14 protein-coding genes are annotated in these 13,713 nt (G+C 71.1%); 3 read left to right on the forward strand and 11 right to left on the reverse strand.

Translation table 11 applies throughout. The features are described from left to right. Positions 1-22: 22 nt before the first annotated feature. The 7 genes from fdhA to JX005_RS02700 all read right to left on the reverse strand — a co-directional run bounded on the left by fdhA (position 23) and on the right by JX005_RS02700 (position 7,448). Entirely contained in the window at positions 23-1,243 is a 1,221-nt protein-coding gene (gene fdhA, locus JX005_RS02670) for a formaldehyde dehydrogenase, glutathione-independent (protein ID WP_214465841.1), read from the reverse strand. A gap of 125 nt (positions 1,244-1,368) precedes the next feature. Next, positions 1,369-2,169 (reverse strand): ATP-binding cassette domain-containing protein, encoded by an 801-nt coding sequence (locus JX005_RS02675; RefSeq protein WP_214465842.1) that lies wholly within the window; start codon positions 2,167-2,169, stop codon positions 1,369-1,371. Beyond that, positions 2,166-2,969, reverse strand: a complete 804-nt coding sequence (locus JX005_RS02680; RefSeq protein ID WP_214465843.1) for an ATP-binding cassette domain-containing protein — start codon at positions 2,967-2,969, stop codon at positions 2,166-2,168. Before JX005_RS02680 ends, JX005_RS02675 begins: the two co-directional genes overlap by 4 nt. After that, positions 2,966-3,907, reverse strand: a complete 942-nt coding sequence (locus tag JX005_RS02685) for an ABC transporter permease (protein WP_214465844.1) — start codon at positions 3,905-3,907, stop codon at positions 2,966-2,968. Before JX005_RS02685 ends, JX005_RS02680 begins: the two co-directional genes overlap by 4 nt. Beyond that, positions 3,904-4,854, reverse strand: coding sequence for an ABC transporter permease (locus JX005_RS02690; protein ID WP_214465845.1), 951 nt, complete (start codon positions 4,852-4,854; stop codon positions 3,904-3,906). The genes JX005_RS02685 and JX005_RS02690 overlap by 4 nt, the downstream gene beginning before the upstream one ends. Further along, on the reverse strand, positions 4,851-6,362 hold the full coding sequence (locus JX005_RS02695) for an ABC transporter substrate-binding protein (RefSeq protein WP_214465846.1): 1,512 nt from the start codon (positions 6,360-6,362) through the stop codon (positions 4,851-4,853). The genes JX005_RS02690 and JX005_RS02695 overlap by 4 nt, the downstream gene beginning before the upstream one ends. A 138-nt stretch (positions 6,363-6,500) precedes the next feature. Then, positions 6,501-7,448, reverse strand: coding sequence for an alpha/beta fold hydrolase (locus JX005_RS02700; RefSeq protein WP_214465847.1), 948 nt, complete (start codon positions 7,446-7,448; stop codon positions 6,501-6,503). A 107-nt stretch (positions 7,449-7,555) separates the two neighbouring features. On the opposite strand from JX005_RS02700, the gene JX005_RS02705 reads away from it, so the two are divergent. The 3 genes from JX005_RS02705 to JX005_RS02715 are packed head-to-tail and all read left to right on the forward strand — an operon-like array spanning position 7,556 to position 9,340. Beyond that, a complete protein-coding gene (locus JX005_RS02705) occupies positions 7,556-8,065 on the forward strand; it encodes a carboxymuconolactone decarboxylase family protein (RefSeq protein ID WP_214465848.1) in 510 nt (169 codons plus the stop codon). Continuing rightward, positions 8,062-8,823: a tyrosine-protein phosphatase gene (locus JX005_RS02710; protein ID WP_214465849.1), complete on the forward strand. Its 762-nt coding sequence runs from the start codon at positions 8,062-8,064 to the stop codon at positions 8,821-8,823. Before JX005_RS02705 ends, JX005_RS02710 begins: the two co-directional genes overlap by 4 nt. A gap of 55 nt (positions 8,824-8,878) precedes the next feature. Further along, positions 8,879-9,340, forward strand: coding sequence for an SIP domain-containing protein (locus tag JX005_RS02715; protein WP_214465850.1), 462 nt, complete (start codon positions 8,879-8,881; stop codon positions 9,338-9,340). A gap of 11 nt (positions 9,341-9,351) precedes the next feature. Here JX005_RS02715 and JX005_RS02720 read toward each other — a convergent pair whose 3' ends face one another. From JX005_RS02720 to JX005_RS16215, 4 genes are all read right to left on the reverse strand, one after another. Continuing rightward, positions 9,352-9,810 (reverse strand): Fe-S oxidoreductase, encoded by a 459-nt coding sequence (locus tag JX005_RS02720; protein ID WP_214465851.1) that lies wholly within the window; start codon positions 9,808-9,810, stop codon positions 9,352-9,354. Further along, entirely contained in the window at positions 9,807-10,628 is an 822-nt protein-coding gene (locus JX005_RS02725; protein ID WP_214465852.1) for an arginase family protein, read from the reverse strand. Before JX005_RS02725 ends, JX005_RS02720 begins: the two co-directional genes overlap by 4 nt. Positions 10,629-10,739: 111 nt before the next feature. Then, positions 10,740-11,501 carry a PspA/IM30 family protein gene (locus JX005_RS02730; protein ID WP_214465853.1) on the reverse strand — a complete coding sequence of 254 codons (762 nt, stop codon included), beginning with the start codon at positions 11,499-11,501 and terminating at the stop codon, positions 10,740-10,742. A gap of 77 nt (positions 11,502-11,578) precedes the next feature. Next, entirely contained in the window at positions 11,579-13,606 is a 2,028-nt protein-coding gene (locus tag JX005_RS16215) for a TPM domain-containing protein (RefSeq protein ID WP_214465854.1), read from the reverse strand. Between the last annotated feature and the right edge of the window lie 107 nt (positions 13,607-13,713).

Raw genomic sequence — 13,713 nt, forward strand, 5'->3', positions numbered from 1 at the left:
TGGTGTTCCTTTCGTTGGCCTGTCAGGCGGTCTTGATGTACCCGTTGGGGTTCAGCACGTACTTCTTGGCCGCGCCCTGGTCGAAGTCGGCGTACCCCTGCGGGGCGTCCTCGAGCGCGATCGCCGTGGCGCCCACCGCGTCGGCGATGGCGACCTTGTCGTGCAGGATCGCCATCATGAGCTGCCGGTTGTAGCGCATGACCGGGCACTGGCCGGTGGTGAACGAGAGCGACTTCGCCCAGCCGAGCCCGAGCCGCAGCGACAGCGAGCCGACCTTCGCGGCCTCGTCGATGCCGCCGGGGTCTCCGGTGACGTAGAGGCCCGGGATGCCGAGGGCGCCGCCCGCCGCGGTCAGGTCCATGAGGGAGTTGAGCACCGTCGCCGGCGCCTCGTGCGAGGCATCCGCTCCGTGTCCGCGCGCTTCGAAGCCGACGGCATCGACGCCGCTGTCGACTTCGGGCACTCCCAGGATCTGCTCGATCTGTTCCTTCGGGTCGCCCTTCGAGACGTCCACGGTCTCGCAGCCGAACGACCGCGCCCGCGCCAGCCGCTCCTCGTTGAGGTCGCCCACGATGACCACCGCGGCTCCGAGCAGCTGGGCGCCGACGGCGGCGGCGAGGCCGACGGGGCCGGCACCGGCGATGTAGACGGTCGAGCCCGGGCCCACGCCGGCGGTGTAGGCACCGTGGAAGCCGGTCGGGAAGATGTCGGAAAGCATCGTCAGATCGAGGATCTTCTCGAGCGCTTGGTCGCGATCGGGGAAGACCAGCAGATTCCAGTCGGCGTACGGCACGAGCACGTACTCCGCCTGGCCGCCCACCCAGCCGCCCATGTCGACGTACCCATACGCGCTGCCCGGCCGGTCGGGGTTGACGTTGAGGCAGATGCCGGTCTTGCCCTCCTTGCAGTTGCGGCAGCGGCCGCACGCGATGTTGAACGGCACGGACACGATGTCGCCCACCTTGACGAACTCGACGTCGGGACCGACCTCGACCACCTCGCCGGTGATCTCGTGACCGAGCACCAGCCCTGCCGGCGCCGTCGTGCGTCCGCGCACCATGTGCTGGTCCGAGCCGCAGATGTTGGTGCTCACGGTCTTGAGGATCGCGCCGTGCGGCACCTTCCTGCCGACGTTCGCGGGATTGACGCCCGGGCCGTCCTTCAGCTCGAAGGTCGGGTAGTCGGTGTCGATGACCTCGACTTCACCGGGCCCCTTGTAGGCCACTGCCCTGTTTGCAGACATCGTCGTCCTCTCCGTCGCGCGACCGCACCGCGTGCGCGACCGCTCGTCACGTGGTGGGCTCGACTTGAGCCTGGTCCGTCTCAGCGCGCGGCGCAACGGGGTCGGCTGCGCGGCGCGGGCGCCGGTCAGACCGCGCCGGGATCGATCACCGGGATGGACGCGAGGAGGCGACGGGTGTAGGCGACCTGCGGCTGGAGCAGCACCTTCTCGGTCGGACCCTCCTCGACGATGCGTCCGTCCTTCATGACGACCACCTCGTCGCACAGGCTCTGCACCACGCCGATGTCATGCGACACGAGCAGCAGCGTCAGCCCGTCGCGGGCGCGCAGTGCGCCCAGCAGCTCGAGGATCTGCGCGCGCACCGTGACGTCGAGCGCCGAAAGCGGCTCATCGCCCACCAGAAGCTCGGGGCGATGCACGATCGCGCGTGCCAGCGCGATCCGCTGGCGCTGGCCGCCGGAGAACTCGTGCGGGAAGCGGTGGGCCATCGCCGCCTCGAGTCCGACGTCTTCGAGCACTTCGCGTACGCGGGCGCGGCGGTCGCCCTCGATGCCGAGCGCCCACAGCGGTTCGCCGATGATGCGGCCGACGCTCATGCGCGGGTCGAGCGATGCGTACGGATCCTGGAACACGATGCCGGTGCGGCGCCGCAGCCAGTGCAGCGAGCGCGCTCCGGCACCGCCTTCGACCGGGCGGCCGTCGAACTCGACGGTTCCCGCGGTCGCGGTGTCGAGGGCGAGGAGCAGGCGCACGAGCGTGGACTTGCCCGACCCCGACTCGCCGATGATCCCCAGCGCCGATCCGGCCCGCACATCGAGGTCGGCATCCTCCAGGCCGGTCGTGAAGACGCGCGGGCCGAAGAGCCGCGTCTTCGGCGTCGGATAGCGGCGGGTGAGCCCGCGGGCGCGCACCAGGAACTCGCTCACCCCGCACCTCCCGCGGACGTGCCGTCGGGCCGCCACAGCGTCGCCGTCGCGTCTCGCAGCAGACCCTGGGTGACGGGCGAGGCGGGGGCGGTGAGCAGCTGCGACACCGGGGCGTCCTCGACGACGCGGCCGTCCTCGAGTACGACGCCGTGCGTCGCGATCTGCGACAGCACCGCCAGATCGTGGGTGATGAACACGAGCGACATCCCATCGTCGCGGACGAGCGAGAGCAGCAGCTCGAGGATCTCCGCCTGGATCGTCACGTCGAGGGCGGTCGTCGGCTCGTCCGCGATGAGCAGCCGCGGGCGGCAGGCGAGGGCCATCGCGATCGCGACGCGCTGGCGCTGGCCGCCGGACAGCTGGTGCGGATAGCGCGAGACGATGCTCTCGGGCTCGGGGAGGGCGACGCGGGATGCCTCGGCCACGGCCCGGGCCGCGGCATCCCGTTTCGATGCCTTTTCGTGGATCCGGATCGACTCGGCGATCTGCCGGCCCACCGTGCGGATCGGATTGAGCGCGGTCCGCGGCTCCTGGAACACGATGCCGATCTCGTCGCCGCGCAGCCGGGCCAGCTCGCGGTCGGGCAGCCCCACGAGCTCGCGGCCGTTCCAGCGGATGCTGCCGGTGGCGGTGGCGCCATCGGGCAGCAGCCCGAGGATCGCGAGGGCGGTCAGCGACTTGCCCGAGCCGGACTCGCCGATGAGGCCGACCCGCGCGCCGTCGGGCACGGCGAAGCTCACACCGTCGACGACCCGCCGACCGCCGATCTCGATCGTGAGGCCCTGCACCACGAGGCTCATGCGACGACCTCCGGCAGGTGGGTGCGAGCCACGCGCCCGGCGCCCGAAGCATGGCTGAGAGTGGGGTCGGTCGCCTCGCGCAGGCCGTCGCCGAGCAGGTTCAGCCCGAGGACGGTGAGCGTGATGGCGAGGCCCGGCCAGACGACGGAGAGCGGATGCACCGTGATGAACTGCTGCAGCTCCGCCAGCAGCAGGCCCCACGACGGCTCCGTCACCGGTGCGCCGAAGCCGAGGTACGACAGGCCCGCCTCGGCGAGCACAGCGACGGCCATGCTCCACGAGAGCTGCACGATGAACACCGGAGCGACGTTGGGAAGCAGGTGGCGCATCAGGTTCTGGGCGGGGGTGAGGCCCGAGGCGCGGCCGGCCAGCACGAAGTCGCTGTGCAGCACTCGGCGCAGCTCGGGTCGGGTTACGCGCGCGATGTTCACGCCGAAGCCGATGCCGACCGACCAGATCACGACCCACAGCGAACCGCCCCAGACCGCCGAGATCATCATCGCGATGATCAGCACCGGGAACGCGATCAGGATGTCGACGAACACCGCCACCGACTCGCGCACCCAGCGCGCGGTGAGCGCGCCCAGCGAGGCGAGCGCGATGCCCACGACCGTCGCGACGACGCCCGCGCCGACGGCCACGAAGATCGTCGTGCGGGCACCGGCCATGAGCAGGCTCAGGATGTCGCGTCCCGTCGCGTCGGTGCCCAGGATGTGCGGCCAGCCCGGCGGCAGCCACCGCGCCGCGATGTCGACCTGCTGCGGGTCGAACGGCGTCCAGAACCGCGCCACGACGGCGGTCGCGACGACGGCGATGACCACGATCAGCCCGAAGCGACCGGTCGACAGGCGCCACAGCCGGCCGAGCCACGCCCAGCGCGACGGCCGGGCGTCGGCCGCGGCATCCGTGCCCGCTGTACGGGGGAGAGGATCGGTCATCCTGCCTCCCGCTGCCGTGGGTCGATGACCCGGTGGACGAGGTCGACGACGAAGCCGATTATCAGCACGAAGCCGGTGAGCACGAGGAGCTCGCCCTGCACCTTCGGAAGGTCGCGGGCGCTCACATCGGCGACGAGCATCCGTCCGATGCCGGGGAGGGTGAACAGCTGCTCGATGATGACGGCCCCGACGATGATGCCGGCGACCTGCAGGCCGAGCACCGTGATCACCGAGAGCCCGACGTCGGGGAGGCCGTGGCGGATGAGGGCGGCGTTGCGGGTGAGTCCCTTGGCCGCGCCGGTGCGCACGTGGTCCTGTCCGACCGCCTGCAGGGTGGCGCTGCGGACGAAGCGCATGAGCATGGCGCCCTCGACGATGCCGATCGTGAGCGCGGGCAGGATGAGCGCGCGGAACGCGGCCCACGGATCCTGCCAGCCTGCGCGCGGGAAGCCCTGGGCGGGCAGCCAGCCGAGCCACACCGCGAAGACGACCACGAGCATCATGCCCGCCCACACCACCGGCACGGCGGCGAGGGTCTGGGCGCCCACGCTGAGCGCGGTTCCGTCGGGGCGACCTCGGCGCATGGCCGAGAGCACGCCGAGGGGGACGCTGACGACGACCGCGATGGTGAGGGCCATGACACCGAGCGGCACGGTCACCTGCGCCTTCTCGGCGAGCTCGACGGCGACCGCCGAGCCGGTGAGCAGCGAGGTGCCCAGGTCACCGCGGAAGACGCCGCCGATCCAGTCGATGTACTGCGCCGGCAGGGGCTGGTCGAGACCCAGGCGCTCGCGGATGGCCTCCACCTGGCCGGGACTGCTGTTGACGCCGGCGATCAGCTGGGCGACGTCACCCGGCAGCACCCGCAGCGAGAGGAAGATGAGCACGCTGGCGACGAGCAAGCCGAGCAGAAGCAGGGCCAGACGCGTCAGCGTGTATCGGATCACCCGTTGCTCTTGGCCAGTTCGGCGAGGTCGAGCCGCTCGTTGACGTTGATCGACGGCATACCGGTGATGTTAGTGCCGACCGCGACCACCGAGGCGCCCGTGTACAGCCAGTCCGCCGCCGCGTCCTCCGACACGATGCGCGCGGCCTCGGCGAGCAGCTCCGCCACCTCGTCCTCGTCGGTCGCGGTGAGCGACTGCGCGAAGAGGTCCTGGACCTCGGCGTTGTCGTACGTGAAGTAGTAGTCGGGGTTCGCCCAGTTCTCGAAGTCGCGGGCCTCGGTGTGCAGCACGAAGCTGAGGTCGTAGTCCTGGTTGATGTAGACGTCGTTGAGCCACGTAGAGAAGTCGACCGAGTCGACCTCGAGCGTGACGCCCACCTCGTTGAGGTTCGACACCAGGATCTGCGGGATCGTCGTGGAGTAGAAGTTCGGGATGGTCAGCGTCAGCTCGAGGTCTTCGGCGCCGGCATCCTCGAGGAGCGCGCGGGCGGCGTCGGGGTCGTACGGCGCGACGTCGGAGAGGTCCTCGTAGCCGGGGTCGAGCGACGGGATCGGCCCGTACTGCGTCTCGCCCGAGGCCAGCGCCTCGACGAACGCGTCATGGTCGATCGCCTGCCGGATCGCCTGGCGCACGCGCTTGTCGGCGAGCGGGCTGCCCGGCTTCTGGTTGAACGCGAGGGTTCCCTTGTCGGTGGACTGGCCGAGCACGAGGGCGAAGTCGCCGTTCGCCTCGATCTGCTCCTGCAGGTTCGCGTCGAAGCCGGTCACCACGTCGACCTCGCCGGCGAGCGCCGCATTGAGCGCCGCCTGGTTGTCGGGGATGTAGTCGAACACGACCTCGGCGACCTGTGCCGTGTCACCCCAGTACTCGTCGTTGCGGGTGTAGCTGATGCTGGCGCCCTGCCGCCACTCGTCGAGGCGGAACGGCCCGGTGCCGTTCGCGGCCGTGTTGTAGTCGACGGTGTCGCCCTCCTTGAGGACGAGTCCGGCACGGCCGCTCAGGTTCCACAGCAGGGTGGAGTCGGGCTCGGACAGGGTCAGCGTGATGTCCTGGCCCTCGGCGTCGACCGCGGTCACCTTCGCGAGCCGCGCGGAGTCGCGCCACTCCGGCGTGCCCTTGCGGGTGTTCAGCGTCCACACCACGTCCTGCGGGGTGAGGGCCTGGCCGTCGTGGAAGGTGACCCCCTCGCGCAGCGTGAAGGTGTAGGTGAGTCCGTCGGGCGAGACGGTCCAGTCGCTCGCGAGCGAGGGGACGATGTCCTGCTCGGGGGTGCGGGCGACGAGCCCCTCGTACACGTTGTCGATCAGGATCTGGTCGAGCGCAGCGCCGGCGGTCTGGCGGATGTCGAGGTTCTCGGGCTCGAGCACCAGGCGGATCGCGACGGAGGCGTCGGGGTCGGGTGCTCCCGTCGGGCTCGGAGTGGGCGAGCTGCCGGCCGAGCAGGCGCTGAGGAGGAGGGCGCCGGCGGCGAGGAGCGAAGTCGCGGCGATCGCAGTGCGACGGAGCATGAAGGTCCTTTCGGAGGAGATCCGCACGAGTGCGGGGCCGGCGTCGGTCGAGTCGGGACGAGCCGATGGGCCGATTGACAAGCCTATGCAACGGGTTCGTGCAGAGAGGAATCCGCTGCATCGAACGCAACACAAGCGTTAGTCGTCGCCGACCAGTCCGCGCAGCATCGCCCCGAGCTCGAGCGGGGCGTCCTCCTGCACGTTGTGCCCTGCGGGAAGCGTGATGACGGATGCCTCGGGCAGGCGTCGCGCGAACTCATCGGCGTCTGCGCCGGTGACGTAGCCGCGCTCGCCGCGCACGAGCGTGGTCGGCGCGGTCGCGGTCGCGAGGTCCTCCCAGCCGGCCTCGCCGAGCACTGCGGACACCGCGTCGGGCTCCGCAACCGGCGTCGTGGAGCCCGCGGCGGCTGCTGCCGCGGCCCGGTGGGCGAAGTGGTGCTTCCACTCGACCCGGCCGTCGGAGCGGATCCGCGAATTGAAGTAGACGCCGCGCTCGGCTTTGCGCCGGGTGCCGCCGCCCAGGCCGAAGGAGAGGGCGCGGTCGACGAGCTCATGACGCGTCGCCCAGTCGGTCGGGCCCGCGAAGAACTCGCGGATCTGCGTCGGGCCCGCGCTCGGATCGACGCCGGGCGTGATGTCGATCAGGACCAGCCGGTTCACGAGATCGGGGCGGGATGCCGCGACCGCCGCCGCGGTGAGACCGCCGAGCGACTGCCCGACGAGCACCTGCGGGCCGTCGGTCCAGGCATCCATTCCGGCGGCGATGTCAGGAGCGAGCACACGCCCGACGTACGCGAAATCGTCACGCCATGACGAGTCGCCGTGGCCGGGGAGGTCGATGGCGAGAGCGGGGAGCCCCAGGGCGAGGATCGTCGTGTCCCATGTGTGCGCGTTGAGACCCGCGCCGTGGAGGAACGTGACCACCGGACGGGCGTCATCGCCGTCCAGCCGGTAGCGCAGCGCGCTGAGCGTGCGGCCGTCCGGGAGGGCGAGGGTCAGTCGCTCGCCCTGGGGCGTCGGACCCTCGATGCCGGCCTCGGCGGCCTGCTCGGGAAGGAAGGAGAACTCGTCGATGGGGTCGCTCACGCGGTCATTCTCCCGCACGGCGCGGCCGTCGGGCCGCGGAGCGTCGCGGCATGACGGCACTCTTGCAAGTCGGGATCGGTGCCCTCCGCCGTAGGTAGGCTGGCCGCATGACCGAAGAACGGCGTGTCCATCTCTCCCGTTCGGCGCCGCCGGCGTACCAGGCGCTCGCGGCGTTCTCGAAGACCGTGGGCACCATCGCGGCTGAGGGCGGCATCGACGTGCGGCTCAAGGAGCTCGTCCAGATCCACACGTCGCAGCTCAATGGCTGCGCCTACTGCGTGAGGGTGCATGTCGAGCGGGCTGTGGCGGCGGGCATCACGCCCGACGACCTGGCCCAGCTGCCCGTATGGCGCGACTCGGGTGTGTTCAGCGACCGGGAGCGGGCCGGGCTCGAGCTCGCCGAGTCGTTCGCGTTCATCCACGAGGAGGGCGTCCCGGACGATGTCTACGACCGGGTGGGCAACATCCTGAGCGAGCAGGAGTACGTTGCCCTGAGCTGGATCCTGGTGTCGATCAACGCCTTCAACCGCATCGCGATCGCCGGTCGGTACAGCGTGCCGCCCCGTGACGACCTCGTCGGAGAGGACCGCGACGCCGCGACGGGCGCGGCCTGGTGAACGACACCGTCGACCCCGTCGACCCCGCCGTCCCCGTTCCCGTCGATCCCATCGTCTCGGGGGCGGTCAATCTCCGCGATGTCGGAGGTCTCCCCGCCGGCGCAGCCGTCACGCGTCACGGCGTCCTCTTCCGATCGGGCAACCTGGCCCAGCTCGACGAGCCCGGTGTGACCGCTCTGGGCGCCCTCCGGCTGCGCCGCATCATCGACCTGCGGGCCGACGACGAGGTCGCCCACGCGCCCAGTCGCGTCGACGGTCTCGAGATCGTCACGCAGCGGGTGCCCCTGTTCCTCGGCTCCGTCGAGTCGTTCTTCGCCGATGACATCAGCCTCGACGAGATGTACCGGCAGCTGGTCGACGACTCCTCGGCCGGAGTCGTCGACGTGGTGCGCGGCATCGTCACCGACCAGCCCGTCCTCGTGCACTGCACGGTGGGGAAGGACCGCACCGGAGTCACCGTCGCGCTCACGCTCGCCGCCGCCGGGGTCGATCTCGACGCGGTCGTCCGCGACTACGCGCGCACCGAGGGACTGCTGCCCGAGTGGCGCAATCGCCGGATCCTGCAGATGCTGCGGTCGATGCATCCCGAGGCGAAGCATCTCGAAGACCTCGCCACGCGGTCCCCGGCGCCGGTGATGCAGGCGCTTCTCGACGACGTCACCGCGCGCTACGGGTCGCCGGCGGACTACTTGAGGGCGCACGGCTTCGGCGACGACGAGATCGCCGAGCTGCGCCGGGTGCTGCTGCGCGCGGTGTGACGGATCATTTCGGTGAGGTTAGGCAACCCTTCATTGCGGGTATAGTGGAGCTGTCATGAGCCACTCCACCGAGCACAGCGCCGCGGCCTGCCGTTCTTCTCGGCACACGCGCGTGCAGCACCTGATCACAGCCGACGAGTCCTCGCTCGCCGAGCTCCAGGTCGTTCTCGCGACGCTTCCGATCTGCTCGACGGGTCGCGTGTTCGTCGAGATCCCGGATGCCTCGTGGCAGGCCGACATCGCAGTGCCGAGTCGCATGGTGCTGACCTGGCTCGACCGCTCGCAGCGCTCGGGTGCGCCCGGAACGAGCCGCGGCTGCGCTGCCGGTGAGGCCATCGCCCGCGCGGTGAACGGATGGGCCGACGAGATGCTGTGCGCCGAGGACGATGAGACGCGCATCCACCTCCTGGGCGGATATCTCGGCACGGCCGACATCGTCGATCACCTGACCGGCATGGGCATCGCGCCGACGTCGATCCACACGCCTGCCCAGTACGGCCTCGCGACCGCGCGCTGACCCGTCGTGCGTCACTCCGCGCCGCGGGGCACGTAGTTGCCGTCCTCGAGACCGGCCATGACTTCGAAGCGGTTGCGCAGCGGGTCGCGCCCGGCGAACAGGTAGAGGAACGGCATGAGGAAGCCGTACCGCCGCCACTGCGCCTTGTGGACGGCCTCGTGCCGCAGCAGCCGGTCGGTGACCCGGCCGTCGCCGGTGAGGAAGCACCCGCCGACGCACACCCCTCCGCGGGCGAAGGTCCACCCGGGCATTCCCCGGAACACCCACAGGCCCTCGCGCCGCTCGACCCGGCCGGTGCTCCACAGCGAGCCCCAGACCCAGCCCACGGCTGTGCCGTACCAGTACCCGACGAGGCTGATGGGGGAGTCGAGCAGGAAACCCGGGATCAGCCGGTCGAACCGGTGCCCGCGTCTTACGGCGAGCTCGGCTCGTGCGCGCCATCCCCGCGGGGGAACGGGGATCGGACTCACGCGAGCGCCCCGACCACCCGCAGGATCGCGCCCAGGTCGTCGGTCGCCGACGCCGCCGACGCGGGGGAGTAGCCCGCGAGCGACGCACCGGTCAGGGGCAGCTCCGCGCGCAGGGCGCTGATCGCCGCGGTGAGCTCCGACACGGTCAGCCCGAACGGCTCGGGATGCGCATTGCCGGCGAGCTCTGCCGGATCGAGCACGTCGACGTCGACGTGGATATACAGAGCCTCTGCGCCGCTCGCACGCACGGCCGCGACGAGCGCGTCGGCATCGCGCAGCGCCGCGACGTCGAGGATCGTCACGCCGAGCGCGCTCACCGCCTCGATCTCGGCTTCATCGTAGGAGCGGGCGCCGACGACGAAGACCCGATCCGGCGCCACCGTGCCGGCGGTCAGCGCGAGACCCGGCGCTCCTTCGCCGAGCACGGCGCGCAGCACCATTCCGGCGAACGCGCCCGACGGCGACGTGTCGGGGGAATTGAGGTCGGGATGGGCATCCATCCACACCACCGCCAGCGCGGGCGTGCGGCGCGCGGCATGCGCGATCGGCTCGAGGGCGACGCCGCAGTCCCCGCCCACGGTCAGCACCGGATCGTCGGACGAGTCGAGCGCTCCCGCGATCAGTTCGCGCACCCGCTGCAGGCTGCTCAGTCGATGGACGCCGGTGCCCAGCGCGTCGCCGGCCTCCATGGGGACATCGAGCGTCGTGGTCGCCGAGCGGGGCAGATCGCCCGCGATCGCGTGGGCTCCGTCGATGAGCTGCATCGCTCGGGACGAGGGGCTTCCCTGCCACTGCGGGACCACGAGGTAGCGCGTCATCCCCTCATCCTCTCGCACGGCGGTGCGGAGTGCGCATGCCGGGGCGCACGCCGTCCGCGAACACGCCGAAGGGCGCCGCTCGCGGGGAGCGACGCCCTTCGAACGGCCGGCTTACGGCGTGTAGGGAGCGCTGGGCGCGTCGATCGCCGCCTGAGCCGGGGTCGACCCCGACTTCAGGGCGGCGAGGCGAGCCTCGACCTCGGTGAGCTCGCCCACGTCCTCCAGGCTCTCGAACTGCGCATCGAGAGTGGATGCCGCGAGCTCCTGCTTGCCCGCGGCGAGGGCCTCCTGGCGGCGGACCTTGTCTTCGAAGCGGCCGAGCTCGCTCGTCGGGTCGAGCACGTCGATCGACTTGACGGCGTCGTGCACCTTGTTCTGGGCCTCGGCGGTCTTGGCGCGCGCGAGCAGCTCGGAGCGCTTCGACCTCAGCTGCTCAAGCTTCTGCTTCATGCCGTTGAGGCCGTCCTTGAGCTTGGCGACGACCTCGCTCTGCGAGGCGATCGTCGGCTCGACGGCCCTCGCCTCGTTCTCCTCGCTGATCTGGCGCTGCAGCGCGATCTTCGCGAGGTTGTCGAACTTGTCGGCGTCGGCGGTGTTGCCGCTTCCGCGCAGCTCGTCGGCCTTGCGGCTGGCCGCGAGGGCCTTGTTGCCCCACTCGGCCGCGGCCTGCACGTCCTCCTGGTGGTCGCGCTCGAGCAGCCGCAGGTTGCCGATCGTCTCGGCGATGGCCGCCTCGGCGTCGGCGATGCTGTTCGTGTAGTCGCGCACGAGCTGGTCGAGCATCTTCTGTGGGTCCTCGGCAGAGTCGAGGAGTGCGTTGATGTTCGCCTTCATGAGGGTCGAGATTCGACCGAAGATGGACTGCTTCGCCATCGGATTTCCTTCCTATCGGACTGATCGGGACTGGTGGGGTCTGGGGGATGGTGCCGTCGGGTGGGCGCGGTCGGAGGTCAGAATCGGCCACCTCCCCGACGGCCGCGTGTGCCTCCGCCGCCGAAGCTGCCGGGCCGGATGCCGCCGCCGCCTCCGCCGCCGAACATGCCGCCGAGGCTTCCGCCGCCGAGGCTGCCGCCGGACGAGCGGCCGCCGCCGCCCATCATGGAGTTGATGAGGATGCCGCCCAGCACGGCGCCGAGCACGTTGCCGCCGCCGCCCTGCTGGCCGCCGCCGAACATGCCGCCGAGGCCGCCTCCGCCGCTCTCGAACGAGCCGACGTCGCCCTGCGCCAGCTGGATCGCCTGCCCGGCGAGCTGGTCCGCGCGCTGCGCGTGCTGCATCGCCTGCTCGGGGTCGCCCGCCTGCAGCTGCTGCGCGCGGACGAGCGACGCTCCTGCCTCGGCCAGTCGCGTGCGCGCCTGAGCGCCCACGGCGCCGCGCCGTGCGGTGATGTAGTCCTCGGCCGTGGAGACCTGCGCCTGCGCCTGCATGATCAGCTGGCCGACCATCTGCCGGGCGCGCTGCGCCTGCGCCTCGGCGTCTCGGATGCCCTGCACGAGCGCATCGATCTGCTGGTTGGCGTTCTCGAGGCTCTGCAGCGTGATGAGCGGCCGCTTCGCGGAGCTCGCGAGATTGGCCTTGGCGGCCTCGATCTGCCGGGTCGTCGCGGCGATGGTCGCGGCGACGCGGCCATCGGGGTCGGGCAGGGCACCGGCCGCGACGACGTCCTGCTCGAGCTCGGCGATCAGCGCGGAGGCGCTGCTCTCGCCGGCAGCCAGGTCGTCCGCGAGCTTGCCGATGGCGTTCTCGAGCAGGACCGCCTGCCCGACGGCCTCCTCGGCCGCGCGGATCCCGACGGCTGCCTCCCCGCCCTTGCCGGCGCCGATCGCCGCCTGCGCCGCGGCGAGCTGCTCGCCCGCGAAGGCGAGGCGCTGGCGCGCTTGCTCGGGGTTGTCGGCGATGGTCGCGAGCGCCTCGGGCGCGTAGGTCGAGCGCAGCGTCTGAAGGGTGGCGGAGGCGCTGTCGAGGGATGCCTCGGCCCCGGCCTTCTGGTCCTGCACGCGCGCGAGCGCCTCGGGGGCGTTCTGCTCGAGCTTGCGCAGCTCGTCGAAGTCGGCCGCCTTGTCGTCGAGGAGCGAGTTGGACTCCTCGCAGAGGGCGATGATGCGCTCGTTCCACGCGCGGGTGTCCTGCTCGGAGTCCGGGATGGCGTCGTCGAGCTGCTGCTTGAGGGTGAAGGCCTCGTCGAGGTTGGTCTTCGCCGTGGCCAGCGCCTGTTCGAACTCGGCCGTGGCGGCGTCGCCGAACTGCGCCTTGGCGAAGCCCAGTTCCTGAGCGCTCGTCTTGATCGCGTCGTCGGTCTGGACGAGAGCGGATGCCGCGCGCCTCTCGAGCTCGTCGAGCGGCACCTGCTCGACCGCGGGCGCGCCCCCGCCGGTAACGGCTCCGCGCTTGCGGCGTCTGAGGAAGGTCACGAGCAGAAGGATGCCCACGGCTACGGCGACAGCAACAAGAATCCACGTGAGCCAGCTGCCGCTGCCCGAGGCGTCGCGCCCCCCGCCCGCGGCGTCGGTGAGGCCGTCGGCCGCCGCATCGATGGCGCCGAGCCAGTCGTTCTGCGAGAGCGCGGGCTGGATCCGCTGCTGCTCGATCGTGCCCAGCTGCTCGTCGCTGACCGGGCCGGTCGAGTCGCCCCAGAGGTAGTAGGCACGACCTTCCGTCGCGACGGCGAGCAGATACTGCGTGACGCCGAGGTTGTTGTCCCCGGCAGTCTGGGAGGCCCACCCCATCGCGTCCGCCGGGTCGGAGAAGTCGTCCACGTAGGCGACCCAGAGGTCGAGCCCGGTGTCGGCCTTCAGCTGCTCGAGGCGTTCCTGCGCCTGAGTCGCCTCGCTTGCCGAGAGCACGCCCGACTCGTCGAGCACGTACTCCGAGCTGGAGCCGAGCGTGACCGGGGGCGTCGCGAGGGCCGCCCCGCCGCCGATCGCCATGACCGCGACCGCCGCAGCGGTCGCGAGCGCTGCAGCCCAACGCAGTCGCATTGATCCCCCCTCTGGGACTCGGGTTCTGCCTCCCCGCGAGTCTATTCAGCCGCGGGGATTCGACGATAGCCCACGGCCCCGCCCTGCCTGCGTGTTCGCCCAGAACG

It is taken from the genome of Microbacterium flavescens (assembly GCF_018588945.1).
GTDB classification, from domain to species: Bacteria; Actinomycetota; Actinomycetes; order Actinomycetales; family Microbacteriaceae; genus Microbacterium; species Microbacterium flavescens.

Bases quoted from the DNA above. Each gene is read 5' to 3' on its own strand.
- fdhA (WP_214465841.1), bottom strand. From the start codon at position 1,243: ATGTCTGCAAACAGGGCAGTGGCCTACAAGGGGCCCGGTGAAGTCGAG.
- JX005_RS02680 (WP_214465843.1), bottom strand. From the start codon at position 2,969: ATGAGCCTCGTGGTGCAGGGCCTCACGATCGAGATCGGCGGTCGGCGG.
- JX005_RS02685 (WP_214465844.1), bottom strand. From the start codon at position 3,907: ATGACCGATCCTCTCCCCCGTACAGCGGGCACGGATGCCGCGGCCGAC.
- JX005_RS02695 (WP_214465846.1), bottom strand. From the start codon at position 6,362: ATGCTCCGTCGCACTGCGATCGCCGCGACTTCGCTCCTCGCCGCCGGC.
- JX005_RS02705 (WP_214465848.1), top strand. From the start codon at position 7,556: ATGACCGAAGAACGGCGTGTCCATCTCTCCCGTTCGGCGCCGCCGGCG.
- JX005_RS02715 (WP_214465850.1), top strand. From the start codon at position 8,879: ATGAGCCACTCCACCGAGCACAGCGCCGCGGCCTGCCGTTCTTCTCGG.
- JX005_RS02725 (WP_214465852.1), bottom strand. From the start codon at position 10,628: ATGACGCGCTACCTCGTGGTCCCGCAGTGGCAGGGAAGCCCCTCGTCC.
- JX005_RS02730 (WP_214465853.1), bottom strand. From the start codon at position 11,501: ATGGCGAAGCAGTCCATCTTCGGTCGAATCTCGACCCTCATGAAGGCG.
- JX005_RS16215 (WP_214465854.1), bottom strand. From the start codon at position 13,606: ATGCGACTGCGTTGGGCTGCAGCGCTCGCGACCGCTGCGGCGGTCGCG.